Annotated in this window: 12 protein-coding genes; 6 read left to right on the top strand and 6 right to left on the bottom strand. The window is 57.9% G+C overall.

Annotation, left to right across the window (positions count from 1 at the left end; all coding sequences use genetic code 11):
• Positions 1-70 precede the first annotated feature (70 nt).
• Positions 71-3,328, bottom strand: coding sequence for a S8 family serine peptidase (locus SIB64_RS11420; protein ID WP_413440323.1), 3,258 nt, complete (start codon positions 3,326-3,328; stop codon positions 71-73).
• Positions 3,329-3,511: 183 nt separating this feature from the next.
• Here SIB64_RS11420 and menB point away from each other — a divergent pair, with 183 nt between their 5' ends.
• From menB to SIB64_RS11395, 5 genes are all read left to right on the top strand, one after another.
• Entirely contained in the window at positions 3,512-4,381 is an 870-nt protein-coding gene (gene menB, locus SIB64_RS11415; protein WP_413440322.1) for a 1,4-dihydroxy-2-naphthoyl-CoA synthase, read from the top strand.
• A 4-nt stretch (positions 4,382-4,385) separates the two neighbouring features.
• Complete coding sequence (locus SIB64_RS11410) at positions 4,386-4,931, top strand: L,D-transpeptidase (protein WP_413440321.1); 546 nt, start codon at positions 4,386-4,388, stop codon at positions 4,929-4,931.
• A gap of 65 nt (positions 4,932-4,996) precedes the next feature.
• The gene (glgA, locus tag SIB64_RS11405; RefSeq protein ID WP_413440320.1) at positions 4,997-6,559 is read left to right on the top strand and encodes a glycogen synthase GlgA; all 1,563 of its coding nucleotides are present in this window, start codon (positions 4,997-4,999) and stop codon (positions 6,557-6,559) included.
• 2 nt (positions 6,560-6,561) lie between these two features.
• Complete coding sequence (locus tag SIB64_RS11400) at positions 6,562-7,365, top strand: hypothetical protein (RefSeq protein WP_413440319.1); 804 nt, start codon at positions 6,562-6,564, stop codon at positions 7,363-7,365.
• Complete coding sequence (locus tag SIB64_RS11395) at positions 7,362-8,711, top strand: UDP-N-acetylmuramoyl-tripeptide--D-alanyl-D-alanine ligase (RefSeq protein WP_413440318.1); 1,350 nt, start codon at positions 7,362-7,364, stop codon at positions 8,709-8,711. Before SIB64_RS11400 ends, SIB64_RS11395 begins: the two co-directional genes overlap by 4 nt.
• A 3-nt stretch (positions 8,712-8,714) precedes the next feature.
• On the opposite strand, the gene SIB64_RS11390 is transcribed toward SIB64_RS11395, so the two are convergent.
• Positions 8,715-9,446: a tetratricopeptide repeat protein gene (locus tag SIB64_RS11390; protein ID WP_413440317.1), complete on the bottom strand. Its 732-nt coding sequence runs from the start codon at positions 9,444-9,446 to the stop codon at positions 8,715-8,717.
• Between the two features lie 37 nt (positions 9,447-9,483).
• Positions 9,484-10,836, bottom strand: a complete 1,353-nt coding sequence (gene glmU / locus SIB64_RS11385) for a bifunctional UDP-N-acetylglucosamine diphosphorylase/glucosamine-1-phosphate N-acetyltransferase GlmU (protein WP_413440316.1) — start codon at positions 10,834-10,836, stop codon at positions 9,484-9,486.
• Between the two features lie 212 nt (positions 10,837-11,048).
• On the opposite strand from glmU, the gene SIB64_RS11380 reads away from it, so the two are divergent.
• Positions 11,049-11,327 (top strand): hypothetical protein, encoded by a 279-nt coding sequence (locus SIB64_RS11380; RefSeq protein ID WP_413440315.1) that lies wholly within the window; start codon positions 11,049-11,051, stop codon positions 11,325-11,327.
• Positions 11,328-11,662: 335 nt separating this feature from the next.
• On the opposite strand, the gene SIB64_RS11375 is transcribed toward SIB64_RS11380, so the two are convergent.
• The 3 genes from SIB64_RS11375 to SIB64_RS11365 are packed head-to-tail and all read right to left on the bottom strand — an operon-like array spanning position 11,663 to position 16,935.
• Positions 11,663-12,625 carry an MnmC family methyltransferase gene (locus SIB64_RS11375; protein WP_413440314.1) on the bottom strand — a complete coding sequence of 321 codons (963 nt, stop codon included), beginning with the start codon at positions 12,623-12,625 and terminating at the stop codon, positions 11,663-11,665.
• Positions 12,606-13,931, bottom strand: coding sequence for a 3-phosphoshikimate 1-carboxyvinyltransferase (aroA, locus tag SIB64_RS11370; RefSeq protein WP_413440313.1), 1,326 nt, complete (start codon positions 13,929-13,931; stop codon positions 12,606-12,608). Before aroA ends, SIB64_RS11375 begins: the two co-directional genes overlap by 20 nt.
• A 10-nt stretch (positions 13,932-13,941) precedes the next feature.
• Positions 13,942-16,935: a hypothetical protein gene (locus tag SIB64_RS11365; RefSeq protein ID WP_413440312.1), complete on the bottom strand. Its 2,994-nt coding sequence runs from the start codon at positions 16,933-16,935 to the stop codon at positions 13,942-13,944.
• Positions 16,936-16,955: the final 20 nt, after the last annotated feature.

Genomic DNA, 16,955 nt, shown 5'->3' with positions numbered 1-16,955 from the left:
CACGCTGGTGCAACTGCCTGGAGGAGGGATGCGCGAGAGTTCAACCTCCCGCGGTGGGTGGAAACACCAATCACATGGTGAGTTGATCGAGTTTTGCGTTCTGCAGCGTCGCTCCCAAGTTGAGCAGTTTGTCCACCGCTGCATCGGAGAGTGAATCACCGGGCAACAAGTCAGTTCGCAATGATGCTGCCGCCCGTTCACCGAATCCATCGGAATTGATGATGGCGTTCCAGTCAGCTTTGTTGTAATCAAAGGAGCCTTTGCCACGGGTGCGGGCGAGGTTCACTTTGTTCCAGTTGGTGGACTCAATCTGATCCTGGCTTAACGCATTGGTGTCCATGGTTTTGGTGTCCATGGTCTTGGTGATCAGATCCTTGCCCAATTGTCTTGGGGTGGGAATCAAATCTTTGATGATTAGCTCAGGCAACCGGTCAAATGGTTTCAGGGTTGGAGCATTGGGCCCGATGATCACGCCACTGTCATAGATGTGATCCTGAGCGTCGGCAATCATGGGTGCGATCGCATAGACCTTGCCTTTCTGGAGCACAGCTTTCTTGGAGGTCCAGGCATCTTGTGTGGTGCCGTCGTATTCCCAGCTGAGCGGGCCACAGGGCTCATTCATCTGCATGTAGCGCTTGAAGTCGTGATCGCTCTTGCTGAATCCGTTGACGGAGAAGTTGCTGCCGTTAGGACCTTCCAGCAGATTCTTGGGGTGGATGTGCTGCAGGGGTGTGCGGCGATTGCGAACCTGGCCGAAGAAAATCGCAGCCTTGTCATCAAACACACTCGGGGACCATTCATCAAATTCCTCAGAACCGAACTGTGCTTTCCAATCCAGAACCATGTCTTTCTTGGGAACGAACCTGATCTCCATCCCAGAGAGATCTTTGCTGTTGCCTCCCAGCAATGAAATGCCGGGTAAGCCCCATGCCGTAGTGGTGTTCGGAGCACTGTTGGGGCCGATGGCATCTTTGGCGCGCCCTGTGGTGAAGATGGAGCCCTGTTCGATCTTTAGGCCAGTGGCCAGGCCCTTGCTGAAGGTTCCAAATGAATCCCAGTGGCCATAGGGCTTGACGGACAGAAGTTTGTAATTGTTGCTGGTGGCGCCACCATCAAAGAGGAATTTTCTCGCCAGAGAGTTGAGATTAAATCCGCTGCTGTTCAGCGCGCTAAATGGTTTGACCTCCAGAGGTGATTGTTGATCGCAGGTGCCATAAATGTCGAGCTTGGCGTTGGAGATTGTGGCACTGTCGCCATCCACATTGGTGTCGAGAACTTCGATGCTCCAGTCGCCACTGGAGTTCTCACCCCAGAATTGGTTTGTGATCAGAGTTCTTTCACTGTTATATCCAGCTGAATTATTGCCACCGGGAGCCATGAGTACTGATCGTGTGCCAGAAGGGGACTGAACCGCCAGCATCACTTCATCCTGTTCTGGAAGATTCAGATCGAGTGTCAGTTCAACCCACTCCACCTTCAGGGGATCATTAACGGTCCAGCTTCCTGCATCAGAGAGAGAATTGAGGCCACCAAGGTTTCCTTCAGGGATGGTGTAAGGGTTGGAGAGGATTGTGTTTGTTGTTGCAACTAACTCATCACTCACGTTGGTCCACGTGCTGGCGGCATTAACGGCAGAACCTGCATCAACGATGCCAAATCCAAAAGAATCACTCACCCAATTCCCTGCACCGTTTTGGAACCAGCCTGTGTTGTGGCCGTCCGCGATCACAGGAGTGGTTGCCATTGTCGTGCTGAAGCTGTCTCTCAGTTCGAGTGTTGATGCTCCAGCAGGGTTATCTGGGTTAGCGGCATCACCACCAGCGTTGGGATTGATGCTTTCAAGCGATCCATCTCCGTCACTGTCCATTAACCCGTTCTTGACTGATGTTTCAGCAAGGATGTGTTGTACATCCCGGAGCGTTAATGATGGGTTGGCTTCCAACATCATTGCGATGGCTCCCGTCACCATTGGAGCTGCGGCTGATGTTCCGTTGAAACGAGAGTATGTGCTTCCATCTGCATATCCTCGATTGTCAGTGTTATTTCCTGCTTCATCCGTCACATCAGATGTTGTGGTGAATTGAGAAGTGCCAAAACCATTATCTGATGCCCACCGCACATTGGATCCATTAACGGGGGCAGAGACAAACAGACTGGCTCCTGGTGTGCTGTAATCTTCAACTTCACCATTGGCCATCGTTGCACCAACAACAATATTTTTTCTGTTGGATACCATGCTGTTGTTCGTGTTATCCCAAAATCTACGACTGTTGCCCGCAGATTTCACTTCAATTGCTCCATCCAAAGCCGTCTGCCAGTTGGCTTGAAACAATGGCGTTGCTGTTCTCAGTTGACCGAGAAAGTTTCTGCTCCCCCAGCTGTGATTAATCACATCGGCCATATCAAAATAATTACTTGACGGCCATTGGTTTTGATGGTCGAGAAATCCCTCTGGCATAAAGTTCGATTCTGGAGCGACGCCGATGCCTGATTGACCATTGATTCGACCCAGCGCGATCCCTGCAACGGAGGTTCCATGCGATTGTGATCGGCCTCCGCCTGGAACGACGGGCCAATCAATGTCTCCGCCGGGAAGTGTGAAATGTTCATCTTCGAAAACATCTGGCATGCCATTTGCATTGGCATCGATGCCATCATTAAATCCATCGCCATTCCAATCGAAGTTGGTTGGCATTGCTGAATTTAGATCGCTATGATTTAGATCAAAAAAGGAGTCAAATACACCAACATTTACATCTTCACCGCTGACGCTATTCCAGGCGCTGGTTGCATTCACGCCGTATCGAGCGTTTGCTGTATCACTGGGGAGGAGATGCCAGAGTGGATCTGCGGTTCCATCGCTGTTGACGTCCGTCGCTGTATCGGCGTCGTTGAGATTTTCGTCGAAGGTTCCTTCTTGAATTGTGCCGGTATTGATTGGGCCTGTCTCACCCACCTCCTGTTTGACCTCTTGCCACAATTCAAGACCAAGTTTGTCGGCGTAACGCTTTAACCTGCTGAATGCAGAGGCTGATCCCGGCTGTAGAGATGTGAGCTCTAAGCCTTCGATTCCAAATCCTTCAGTATTCAGTTTTGTGCCGTCGCTTTGAATGCCGGATCGGCTTGCAATCTTCTGAAACTGTCTGATTGTTTTTTCTGAATCTCCAGCCACCAACCAGCGTTCAACGCTTTGGGCTTCTTGTTTGCTGAGGTTTTTTGGATCTGAAAAGAACTTGATAGATTGTTGAATCGGCTGACTCAGTTGATCCTGCCAGCGTTCAAATCTGGAGGTGATCAGCGGTTTTGTGTTCCGTTGCTCTTTGGTCATTGTTGTGGGAAATGTGTGGAGGATTTCCCTCCTGTGCTCTCGTTATCGCAGCACTTCATTCACACAAACTTGATGGCCATCAGGGCTGGTTGTGATCTTGCTCAAGTTTTGTCTGCCCATGCAGGGTGAAGCCTTCACCGTGCATTTCACCGCTCAAAATGGTGAGGGTTCGCTCCAGTTGCTGTGTCCACTTCTCGGTCGGTTCTCCCTGGACCAGCTTCTGCAGACTGGCAATCCTGGGGGACGTATGAGGACATCCTGGTTGACCGTTGCCGCGATGGCATCGCACGGATTGCCATCAATCGCCCGTTCAAGCGCAATGCGTTTCGCCCTCAGACCGTCAACGAGCTTTGTGATGCCTTTACGCGGGTCCGCGATGACCGTCAGATCGGCGTTGTTTTGTTCACCGGTGTTGGTCCGGCGGAAGATGGCGGCTTTGCCTTCTGCTCCGGCGGTGATCAGAGCGTTCGTGGCGATGGAGGCTATGTCGACACCGATGGTGTGCCCCGCCTGAATGTGCTTGATCTACAGCGCATCATCCGCAGTCTTCCCAAGGTGGTGATTGCCTTGGTGGCTGGTTACGCCATGGGGGGAGGGCAGGTGCTGCATCTGCTTTGCGATCTGAGTCTTGCTGCAGAAAATGCTGTTTTTGGTCAGACAGGCCCGAGGGTCGGCAGTTTTGATGGCGGTTTCGGTGCTGGTTTTCTGGCGCGTGTTGTCGGACAGCGCAAAGCGCGTGAGATCTGGTTCCTCTGCCGTCGTTATGGAGCTGAAGAGGCCCTCAAGATGGGTTTGGTGAATGCTGTTGTTCCTCTCGATCATCTGGAGGAGGAAGGGGTTCGCTGGGCACGGGAGGTTCTGCACCACAGTCCTTCAGCGATTCGTTGCCTGAAGGCCGCTTTTAATGCGGAAACCGATGGGCTCGCCGGTCTGCAGGAACTGGCTGGCCAGGCCACGCACCTTTTTTACCGGACAGAGGAAGCTGTGGAGGGGCGTAATGCCTTCCTTGAGAAACGCTCACCCGACTTCTCCGAGACAGGCTGGTTACCTTGAGCCCATGCTTCCGTTCACGCTTCCCGAGCCGGTCCCGCTGATCCAGGCAGCGGCGGACGACTCGGTGATGATGGCCTTGGCCAGCCTTCCGGACCAGCTGCGCAGTCGCATGGAGCGTCACATCGTTCTGCTGCGGGGACGTCGCCGTCTGCTTCTGCTTGAAAACGGTGCTCTGCGGAATGCGTTCCCCGTGGCTGTCGGCATGACGAACTGGGAAACACCACTCGGCCAGTTCGAGGTGATGCAGAAGATTGACAAGCCGATCTGGGTTCACCCGGTTACGAGTGAACGGGTTGTGGAGCAGGGCCCCGATAACCCCCTTGGCAGCCACTGGATCGCCTTTCATCGCGATTGTCTTGGCCGCGATGCGCACGATGGTGATCGCTGGATCACGATCAAGGGCTGCACCACCACAGGGTTCCATGGCACACCCCACCGCTGGACGGTCGGGCGTGCCATCTCCCATGGCTGTGTGCGTCTTTTCAATGAGGATGTGCGATCCCTCTACCGGCAAGTGAAGCTGGGGACTCCGGTCACGGTGCTGCCTTGACGTAACTGGGGGTGAACAGTCGCCGTGATTGCCCTTAAAGTCGCCGCGCTTCCTTGATTTGATCCATGCGCATCCTGTTCGCTGCTGCGGAATGCGCCCCGATGGTCAAAGTTGGTGGAATGGGCGATGTCGTGGGCTCGCTTCCCCCCGCGCTGGCCAAGCTTGGACACGATGTTCGGCTGATCATGCCGGGCTACAGCAAGCTTTGGAGAACCCTGTCGATTCCGGATGAACCCATCTGGCATGCCCAGACGATGGGAACGGAATTCGCGGTGTTTGAAGCCCGCCATCCCACGACCGATCTGCCCATTTATCTCGTGGGTCATCCGGTCTTTGATCCGGAGCGGATCTATGGCGGTGAAGATGAGGACTGGCGGTTCACATTTTTTGCAAGTGCTGCTGCTGAATTTGCATGGAACGTTTGGAAACCCCATGTTCTCCATTGTCATGACTGGCACACGGGGATGATCCCGGTGTGGATGCATCAGGACCCGGAAATCAGCACGGTGTTCACCATTCACAACCTCAAATATCAGGGCCCCTGGCGCTGGAAACTGGATCGAATCACCTGGTGCCCCTGGTACATGCAAGGGGATCACACCATGGCCGCTGCCCTGTTGTATGCCGATCGTGTTAATGCCGTTTCCCCGACCTATGCCCAGGAAATCCGTACGGAGGAATACGGAGAAAAGCTCGATGGCCTTCTGAATCTCATTCACGGCAAGTTGCGGGGCATCCTCAACGGCATTGATCTGAAGGCCTGGGATCCCTCAACGGACCGGTCCCTGCCGGCGCGATTCAGTGCTGATGATCTTTCGGGCAAAGCCGTTTGCAAGCGCGTTCTCCAGGAACGTATGGGTATTGAGGTGCGTGATGACGCCTTTGTTCTCGGCATGGTCAGCCGACTTGTCGATCAGAAGGGAGTGGATCTGTTGCTTCAGGTTGCCGATCGGTTGCTCGCCTACACCGACACCCAGATCGTTGTTCTCGGTACCGGTGACCGTGGCCTCGAATCTGGCCTCTGGCAGTTGGCGTCGCGCCATCCGGGACGCTGTGCCGTGTTCCTCACCTATGACGACGACCTCTCCCGTTTGATCTACGCCGGGAGCGATGCATTTTTGATGCCAAGTCGTTTTGAACCCTGCGGCATCAGCCAGCTTTATGCCATGCGTTACGGCTCAGTCCCTGTGGTGCGCAAAGTGGGCGGCTTGGTGGACACCGTTCCCCCCCACAATCCTGCTGAGTCCACCGGCACTGGTTTCTGCTTCGATCGATTTGAACCTGTCGATTTCTACACCGCCCTTGTCCGCACCTGGGAGGCCTACAGGCATCGCGCCAGTTGGCAGGACCTGCAGAAGCGCGGTATGACGCAGAACTACGGTTGGGATCGATCCGCACTGGAATACGACGCGATGTATCGCGATGTCTGCGGTATCAAGGCCCCAACCCCTGATGCTGCAGCCGTCGAGCAGTTCTCACTCGGTCAGGAGGCCGATCCCTCCCGTTCGGCAGCGGATGCCCTGGACGACTCCAGCTCCAGCTCCCCCCCGGTCCCGGTACCGCCGGTGGCTGCTGCCAGCACAACTCGTAACCCTCTGAACCGTCTCTTCGGTCGCCGCAAGAGCTGACCTTGCCCAATCTGCCGGCCCCATACGTCAGTCCCTGGCGGGAACTCGGTCGGAATTTGCGCGCCGCGCTGGCTGATCTCAGGCTGCGGCTTCAGCGGCTGTGGCGTCGCAATCGCGAGGGTGATCTACCCGTACCTGATGCCTGGCCACAGGATCTGGCCCCTTGGTTCTGGCCGCTGCTGCTGGTGTTGGCTCTCGTCCTGACCGTGGCACTGGTTGCTCTGGTTGCGCAGGGGTCGGGATTGATGCGGCAGAAACCGCAATCCCCAGCCCAGAGCGTTGATCCCGTTGTTCTGGTCGACCCGATTCCCGCGGATGGGCTTCGCTCCTCTTCAACTGAGGCTGATCTGGAGGATGGTGGCGAGGACCGGCTCTCTTCCGATGTCGCATCGCCCCTGCTGCCGCCGGAGATCGATGCTTTCGCTGCCGAGCGCGTGGAGGCAGAGACCGAAGAAAGCCCCGACTCCTTTGAGATTTCGACGTCTGAAGACGACTCCCACAGTTCAGCTGAGCGCCGTGCTGATCCGTTCTTCCAGGCCTTGCAAGCCGTGCCCGGTTCAGTGGATCTGGTGCTTGAAGCCAACGCGGTCGTTGATCTCAACCGGATGGTCCTGATCATTTCCTCTGGGAAGTGGACTCACCTCACCAAGCTCGAACGGGCCGACCTGGCGGCCCAGTGGCAGGACCTGGTTTTGGATTTCGGCTTTGGGGAGCTGATCCTGGTCGATCAGGATGACCGTCCCTTGGGACGCTCCGCACGAGTGGGTGAAGGCATGATCCTGTTCGAATCCGAGATGAAGGCATGACCCTGCGGGTGCAGCAGCTGATTGATCTCTGGGGACTTCCCCGAGGTGGGTCGCTCCCTGCGGATGAGCCGGTGGGTCAGATCTGCACAGATAGTCGGCAACTCAGAGCAGGAGGGCTTTTTGTTCCTCTCGTCGGTGAACGGTTTGATGGCCATGCGTTTCTGGCGCAGATTCAGACCCTCAAGCCACAGGCTGCTGTGGTTGGCCGCAGCTGGGATCAGCCCGTGCCCGAGGGCTTGGTGCACTGGCAGGTCAACGACACGCTGGATGCCTACCAGCAGCTTGGATTGCTTCATCGCCGCTCGATGGCACAACCGTTGGTGGCGGTGACAGGTTCGGCCGGGAAGACCACGACCCGCGAACTGATCCGAGCAGCACTGTCTTCGCTGGGTCCCGTGCTTGCCAGTTCAGGCAACAACAACAACGACATCGGTGTACCGCTGACGCTCTTGCAAGGGCGTCAGGAGCATCGTGCCCTGGTGATTGAGATGGGGATGCGCGGCTCTGGGGAGATTGAGCGTCTCTCGAAGTGCACGGAACCGGACCTTGCTGTGATCACCAACATCGGAACCGCCCATATCGGCCGTTTAGGCAGTCGTGAGGCGATCGCTGCAGCCAAATGTGAGATCACTGCGGCGTTGCAACCGGATGGTGTGGTGGTGATCCCGGCCGGGGATCCTCTCCTCGATGCTGCTCTCGCTGAGGTGTGGAATGGGCGTGTGATTCGGGTGACTCTGAACGACGATTCAACAGCTGATGCCGATCTGATCGGCGCCGTTGATTGTGATCAGCTCGTGGTGGATGGTGAACGTCTCTCGTTGCCGTTGGATGGTCGTCATAACGCCCGCAATTTTCTGTTGGCTCTCGCCGTGGCTAGAGAGCTTGGCGTCGGATTCCCTGCCTTGAATGCCTTGCATGTGGAGGTTCCGGGCGGCCGTAATCGCCGCTTGCAACTGGGACGTCTCACCATTCTCGATGAGACCTACAACGCCTCTCCCGAAGCCGTGCTTGCGGCACTGGATTTGTTGGCGGCTCAGCCCGGTCGGAGATTTGCGGTGCTGGGGCAGATGCTGGAGCTTGGCGACAGCAGCGTTGCCTTGCACGCTGAAGTTGCGGCGAAAGCAGCCGATCTGAACTTGGATGGTTTGGTGGTGGTGGCCCCTGAGCCGGAGGCAACGGCAATGCAGCGGGCGGCGGCAGCCCTGGAGCGCTTGGAGGTGGTGCCCACACCGGAAGCGGCTGCGGTACCTCTTCAAAACTGGCTTCAGCCCGATGATGTAGTGCTTCTCAAAGCAAGCCGTGGCGTGGCTCTTGAGCGTTTAATGCCCTTGCTGCCGAACTTTTGAACGTTATCGGCACTGATTCCGGATCCATGCCTCGACTTGAGTGTTGCCGAGGCGTTTCGCTTCTTTCCAGTCTGTGCAGGCACCCGTGAGATCGCCCATCATTTCTCTAGCAATGCCCCTGCTTCTGTAGGCGTAGGCGTAACTCGGAGAAAGAGCGATCGCTTTATCGTACCAGCGGATCGCCCCATGGGCATCTTTCAGTTGGATCTGCACATAGCCGAGGCCTGCCATGGCAGAGCTGTTGTTGGGCGAAAGCTTCAGTAGTTGGTGAAAGTCCTTGGCGCTTTGAAGCAGATCTCCGTCTTTTTTGTAGATGTTCAACCAGCCACGCTGTTGATAGCCGTAGGTGTATGTGGGGTTGAGGGCGATCGCTCGATTGATGTCGTCCATCGCACCGTCGTAATCTGATAGGTAAGTTTTGGCGTCAGCTCGATTGCCAAGGGCATACACGTACTTCGTGGATAACGTCAGGGCCTGATCACAGGCTTTAATCGCCAGTTTGTATTGCTGGGCCTCCACCCGCGCGCTGCAGAGGTGATTCCACAGACTGGCGTTCTCGGGATCAATCCGAACCGCCTGTTCAAAATCTTGAATCGCCGCGGTGTAATTCCCTTGCTCCCTGTTGCGCATTGCGCTGTTCAGCAGTTCAGCCGTCTGCTGAGCTGCCGCAGGAGAGGCTCCGATCCAGCTTTGGAGGAGTCCAAAGAGCAGGAGGCCGATCCAGCGGTTAACCATTCCACCCCCTTGCCTCGATCTGCAAGATCAGTGTGCGTCATACGGATCGGTCCGCCCATCCCTCTTTCGTCATCTGTTTGGAACGCCCGATCGCCAGGGCGCCATCGGGCACATCCTTGGTGATTGTCGATCCAGCGCCAATGGTCACCTTGCTGCCAATCGTGACGGGGGCCACAAGCACCGAATTTGCACCGGTCTTGCTGTGATCACCAACAACGGTTTGATGTTTTCGGACGCCGTCGTAATTCGCAGTGATGGTGCCGGCACCGACGTTGACCTGCTCACCCAATTGTGCATCTCCGATGTAGCTGAGGTGATTCACCTTGCTGCCATCTCCAAGACGGCTTTTCTTGACTTCGACGAAGTTGCCGATGCGGCATCCCTTGCCGATCTCGGCGGCGGGTCGGAGGTGGGCGAAGGGGCCAATGCTCACCGCATCCCCGACGACCGCCCCACGCACCACGGAGTGCACAACCTCCACGGAGACTCCGAGCTTGGCATCTTCAATCAAGCTGCCCGGACCCAAGCGACAGTTGTCTCCGATCTGACAGTTGCCGCGGAGATGGGTTTGCGGCTCGATCAGCACATCGCGTCCGAAGTTGCAGTCTTCGCTCAGGGTGCAGCTGCAGGGATCGACGAACGTGACGCCCTGGTCCATCCAGTGGTCCCGCAACCGTTCCTGAAGCAAGGCTTCGCATTGGGCCAGTTGTTTGCGGTTGTTGATGCCATTCACTTCCGCGGGATCGGAAACCTCAAAGTGCACGGCGTCATAGAGCATCCCAACCGTGTCTGTGAGGTAAAGCTCTCCCTGATCGTTATCGGTGCTCAGTTGAGGCAGCACGGCTGCGAGCCTTCCCCAGTTGAAGCAATAAATCCCTGCATTCGTGAGGTTGTTGCTGCGTTGCTCCTCGCTGCAGTCGCGATGTTCCACGATTCCACTGACCCGTCCATTCTCATCAGCGAAGACGCGGCCGTATCCGGTTGGATCGTCAAGTCGAGCTGTTAGCAGCGTGACATCGGCGTTACTGCTGCGGTGGCGTTGCACCAGAGATTCAACCGTTTCCGGCCGGAGCAGGGGCACATCGCCATTCAGCACCAGCAGCTCACCATCGAAATTCTCGAGCACTGGCAGAAGTTGCTGCACGGCATGGCCCGTGCCGTTTTGGGGATCCTGGAGCACAAATTCCAGCTCTCCGGAGGCCCCGAGCTGCTCTTCCACACGCTCAGCTTGATGGCCAACGATCAGTAGCCTGCGTTCTGGCTTGAGCTGGCGGGCACTGGCGAGAACCCGTTCCACGAGGGTGGAACCCGCCAGGGGTTGAAGCACCTTCGGCAAGGCGCTCTTCATGCGCGTTCCCTTTCCTGCAGCCAGAACGGCAACGGCAAGCATGTTGAAGAGTGGTGAGACGGCCGGAATCTACCGGCACCACTCCAATGCTGGAAGCTTCAGGGCGACAAGCTATCGATCTGGAATTGAGCTCAAAAATCTTGATCTCTTTTTTTGTTGTTCTGTAATTATTTTATTCGAAAAGTAATTTCTACTGTTGTTGTGCGTGTTTTGAAGATACTGTCGCCCCGCTGTCGACAAGTAATACATCCGACATGGCTTCACTTGAAAAAGAACAGGATGCACGTGTCGCCAAATCAGTGGTTTATCTCGTGGCGAGTGTGCTGCTGATTTTCGCTTTTTTCTTGATCAGTTTGTTCCTTGAGGCTGAGCTGAACAACCAGCAATCACTCCAGGGGACAGCAGAGCCCGTGGCGATTGAGCAGGTGTCTCAGGCCCCTGTGGCCAGTGCAAAGCGCCGCTCGTGGTGGTTCAAAGGTCGTCACGACGACGCAGGTCCTGGATCCATTGAGCCAGGCGATCCGCTGGGTTGATTTTGCGACCGCAGGATTCTTTTGGACGGCAGTTGTAAAAAAAGCTACCCATGAAGGGTGAATGGCTGATCTGCCGTGTTCGCTAAGTCAGTTCGGAGATTCACCAGTTCCCGCCAATTCGTTCCCGCCAATCAGTTCCCCTTAATCAGTTCCAGCAATCAGTTCCAGTTAAGTTTTCACAGGCTCTTTTTCAACTGTCCTGTTTTCAACTGTTGTTCGATGAATGCCTTGGCTCTGGATTGAGTCACCGATGAACATGTCAATCCCTTTGACACTCAGGCCAAAAACAAGCCAAATCTCGCATCGATAATGGGTTTCTTATCTCGACCTTGGAATCAATGCTCAGCGTTGAGGTCTGAGCATGAATGGTGGTCGATCCTTTGTTTTGAGCGGTTGTGTGCCCAGCGCCGCTGCCAGGCATTGGTGGCTTCCAGGCTGCAGCGATGTTGTTCGTCGCAACGGCGCTGCAAGATTGTGCCGTTGGAATCGGTGCCGCATGGATCACGGAACGGGATCGCCGCCCGCGTTTGCAGATGTTCCTCCTCCATCTGGCTGAATGCGCGCCAACCGGGCCCGTTGTCGGAGATGGGTTTGATTCCTTGCTGTACAGCGAGGGTGCCGCTGCTCCATCCCGGTCGTTCCCCGGGGGCCGGCAGAAGAGAGAAGAGGTCGAGTCCGGCACGCCGCAGGCTGGCGCGAATCGCTGCTGCTCGGCTGTAGGTCAGCAGTCGGCCGCCAGGTGCCAAACGAGCGGCGAGGGCATGCAGGAACTCCTCACTCCAAAGCTCTGGGCAGCGCCCTGGGGAGAAGGCATCGAGCAGGATCAGATCAAAGCGACGATCAGAGGGGATGTGGGCGAGGGTTTGCCGCGCATCTCCCCAAAGCATCGTTCCTTTGCCGTCGCTGCTGGACCAACCATCTTGATCGCGAATCGCCTCGAGGCGTTGCAGCACTGCAGGCTTCCAGAGTCTCTGAAAGTCGCTGCGCTTGAGTGCAAGCTCCAGGGGGCGGCGATCCAGCTCCAGGCCCCACCACTGCAGTTGTGGCGCTGGCTCGGGACGATCCTCCAGTACAACGGCGCTGTTGTAGCCAAGCCCCAGGCATACATCGAGAACACTCAGCGGCTGGCCCCTGAAGCGGTGCAACTGGGCGGGCAGGGCGAATTTCGCCTTCGCTTCATTGAGTGCTCCGAGCGAGTTGTGGAAAGCTTCCCCGAAATGGCCACTGCGAAGGCTGAAGCTCCCGTCCGCGGTCGGAAACTCCTCCAGCGTGCCGAGATCAGCAGTGCAGCCGTTCAAGGTCGTCCCAGAAGGTGGGGTAAGACACGGCTGCCGCCTCACTGCGGGCCAGCGTCGAGACTCCATTGGCCATCAGGGCGGCAACCGCCAAGCTCATCGCGACGCGATGGTCGGTTTCGCTGTCGAGGGCTGCTCCTGAGAGGGAACGGCCTCCGCGAATGGTCATGCCGTCCTCATGCTCCTCGAGATCGGCACCCATGGCCTTGAGTTGTCGGGCCATCACAGCCAGTCGATCGGTTTCCTTCACGCGCAGCTCAGCCCCGCCGCTGATCCTGCTTTCCCCATCACAGAAGCAGGCTGCTACACAAAGAATCGGCACCTCGTCCACCAGTCGAGGCATGATCTCCTCACCGAATTGGAAGGGTTTCAAATCAGTTTGCTTCACACGGAGGTCCCCCACCGGCTCCCCGGCGACATCGCGACGGTTCAGCACCTCAACGTTGGCGTCCATCTGTGTCAGCACCTCCAGGATTCCGGTGCGGGTTGGATTGAGGCCCACGTTCTCAATCGTGAGATCTGCTCCGGGGATCACGGATCCAGCCACTAGCCAGAAGGCGGCGGAGCTGATGTCTCCTGGAACCACGACGGTCTGCCCATGCAGTGTTCCGCCAGGTTTCACACGGATATGACGACCCATCTCCCCGTTGACCTCCAGGTCGGCGCCGAAGGCCCGGAGCATTCGCTCGCTGTGGTCGCGCGACTGGGCCGGTTCGATCACGGTGGTTTCGCTATCTGCTGTGAGCGCTGCCAAGAGGAGCGCTGATTTCACCTGTGCGCTGGCGACGGGGGTTCCGACAACAGTGCCGCGCAACCGACAGCCCTGGACGGCCAGAGGTGCGAGGTTGCCCGCGTTGCGACCGCGGACCTCCGCACCCATCGAGGCCAGTGGCTGACCCACCCGTCGCATCGGACGCCGCCGCAGGGATGCATCCCCATCCAGGATGAAGTGGCGCCCGTCACGGCCGGCGAGCAAGCCGAGCATCAGGCGCATCGTGGTGCCTGAATTGCCGCAGTTCAGAACCTGGTCCGGTTCCTGAAGTCCATCCAGTCCGACGCCGGTCACGCTGACGAGGCCGCCCGCTTCGATTGGGCTGATCTCAACTCCCATCAGGCGCAGGCACGCTGCCGTGCTCAAGGGATCTTCGGCGGGCAGCAATCCCTCGATGGTTGTCGTCCCTTCGGCGATCGCTCCGAAGAGAAGCGATCGATGCGAAATCGACTTGTCCCCAGGCACACGCACGTTGCCTGAGAGGCTCCCGCCCGCTTTCAGGACTCGAGGGGAGCTGATGCCGTCAGTCGCGCTCAAGAACGGGAGTTCATCGATCGCTGATTTTATGGGGCGGTGATGGTTCGCTCGTTCCCCGTTCAAAACGTGTCGTCAGCACATTCATCGCCACCATCACGAGGCCCACTCCGCTGAAGACCAGTCCGCGCAAACCCAGCTCGGCCCTCCGCATGTCCCAGCCAACAAGACGGAGCAGGCAGAATCCGAGAAGCATCAGTGCACTGAGCCGCAAGGGCCTGTCGCGGCAGAGAATGCTCAGGCTGTAAAGCACCAAGGCTTCCACGGCCCAGATCAGGGTCAGCCAGGTCCCGTCTGCGCCTCCCTGAAGCACCACAAGAACCACTGCCATGCTCAGAGGTGCTGCCAGAAAGCGCTGCGGCTGCCGGCAGACCAGGGCGTCGATGGCCGACATCCAGCCCAGCACGGCTGGGCTGGGCTGGGCATGGGTTTGGGGTGTTCTGGGATAGCTGCAGGCTGCGATGACCAGAAGCGTCAGGTTTGCCGTTTGCAGAGGCCAACCCGTTGCTGGAGTGGCCACCAGCAGCACAAGGCTCAGCCAGAACAGCAGCACACCCTGCACCCGTTGTCGCGGCCAGATCGCGTCGACGGGCAGCCGCCAGAGGATGAGCGTTAACCCTGCTGCAGATGGGGCCAGCAGCGCTGTCGGTCCACGGCTGAGGATGCAGAGGATGAGACCGAAAACGGCGAGGTCGCCGCTCACCCGATGAATTGCCTTCCAGAGCGGTCGCTCTTTTAAAGGACTGTTGGTTCTCCAGAGGCGCAACAACATCAAGGTGAGGATTCCGCTTCCATCCACGAGGGCGAGCACAACCGGGCTCAAATCGGTCGAGGTTGTGGCCAGTCGATTCAGCCCGAACGACAGCAGGGAGATCCAGGCCAGGCTGAGCAGAACGTCCGCTTCACCCTGCAGACCTCGCTTCAGGCCCCGATCGGCCATCACCAGCAGCATGCCCATCAGCATCAACCAGGCGAGGGGGGCAAAGCCCAGTTTGGGCAAGCTCAGTGCTGCCTGAAGCCCCCATCCACCAAGGGCCAGCGTGGCTGTCGAGAGCACAAGCCCAACGCTTCGGCCTCTGCACAGAGTCCCGTTCAAGCGATCGGTTGCGATGCAAACCCCGGCGGAGAGCAGGAGCATCGGCGGAATGGTTCCCCCGAAATGGGCAAGGCTCCAAAGCGTGCTGTTGACCCCCACGGACAACAGCACGGTGATGCAGATGTTGATCCAAACCAACACCGCACCGATCAACACGATCTGTCGGTGTTGCTGCATTGGCTTGGGCCAGCGGGCCAGGGCCAGGCTGATCAGCAGGAAGCCAACCTTCAGCCAATCGCGACTGCCTGATAAGGCGAGGTCGTTCATGGTCCAGATCGCCAGCGCCGGCAGGCCAACACCAGCAAGGGCAAGCCCCGTGCGGATCCATGCCAGACCTGAAGCCTCAGCAGAGCGGCGGATCAGCCATTGCTGCCCCAGGCCGATGCCGCTCAGAACAATGAAATCCGCTGCGGCACCGTGACCATCAACCAGGAGGACAAGGACAACTGTGTCGAACAGAAGCAGGGCTGCTCCTGCCAGGCGAGTCATCCATCCATCTCTGCGCTGCAGCGCATCGATCAAAAACCCCGCGCTGAGCAGGATCAGCACCATGGCCAGCATCAGAGGCTGATCCAGCGGTTGCAGCAGACGGCCGATCGCCGTAACAGCCAAGACGAGCGCTGCCGACCAGTCGGTTAGAGCGAGGGCCTTCGCCACTGGCAGCCGCTTCAGTCTGGAGAACCCTCCAGCGCAGAGGGCTGCAGCAAACAGGCCGGCTGCACCCCAGTGGGGTGCTTGCAGAAGAACCAGAACGGTGATCCAGGCAATCGCGCTTGAAGCCCGCAGCCATGATTGGCTCCGTTGCACCCGATTCGGTGGGTGCCAGTGCAGTCTCCAGAGGTCGAAACCAGCGACGACGCATCCAATGACAGCAGCAATGTCCGACTGTCGGGGCCCGTCTCCGATGGCTGTGGCGGGGTCGATGTTCATCCACAGCAGCGCCACCAGACATGACGTGGTGATCAGAGTGCGGGTTGGCCCCTGCCGGCCGGCAGGGCTGATCAGCCCGATCAATGTGATCAGGCCAACCAGTGCTTGGGTTTCTGTCGATGGCGCCGCCGCCGTAATCGGTACCAGGCTGATCAGCACATGGGTCGCTGAAAGCCAGGCACTTGGAGCGATCTGGGCCAGCAAAAGATTGATGCCGATGGCCGAGCCCAGCAGCGCCAGAGCGAGCCCGGCGCTATCGACCCACTGAAGGCCGAGACCAGGCCAGGTGATTGCGGCAGCGGTGGCGAACAGGTGCAGTGCTCCCGCTCCGCTTCGCAGCCAGAGCGTCAGGGAACGAAAGCTGCTGTCGGATTTGACGAGCAGCGATGGGATCACCATCGCGAGGCAGATCCCCTCCACGACCAGGAAACGCAGCACCGGTGCCATCACTGAAATGGCACTGATCGCAACGAAAGCAACCCCCGCAACAATGGCTGCGACGCCGAGCACTCCCGTCCAGTTCTTCAGGAGTTGGGTTTCAAGTTGACGCCAGCGCCCCGTGGAGGGTTTGGCTTGCGGCTTTGATTGGGCTGGGCTTGATATGGCTGGCTCTGATTGGGCTGGCGTTGATTTTGTTGGCGTTGATTCGGCTGACGCTGATTCGGCTGGCGCTGATTGGGCTGGCGCTGTGGTCGGTTGGGGTGTCCCAGACGTTGGGGCTGGGTCACCTTGAAAACCTCGCCGAGTGGATGGCTCGGGGCTGCCCCGAGTGGCCATGCCTGGTGCCGACCGCTCGACGAACCCCGGTTCAGCGGCCTGACGCTTGAGCTCCAGTTCAAGGGCCGCTAGCCGCCGCCGCAGTTTCGACAGTTGGATCGTGTTTTGGATGATCAGTACGGGCAGGCCGATGGCCAGCCCAAGGACGAGAGCGTCTCCAAACATCCAGACCATGGCTTCAAGCGCCTGGATGACAGCATTCATGGGCCGATTGAGCGTGAAGC

Source organism: Synechococcus sp. MIT S1220 (assembly GCF_047303025.1).
In the GTDB taxonomy this organism is placed as follows: Bacteria; Cyanobacteriota; Cyanobacteriia; order PCC-6307; family Cyanobiaceae; genus Parasynechococcus.
The sequence above is the reverse complement of the archived record's forward strand: the minus strand, read 5'-3'. Positions and strand labels throughout refer to the sequence as shown.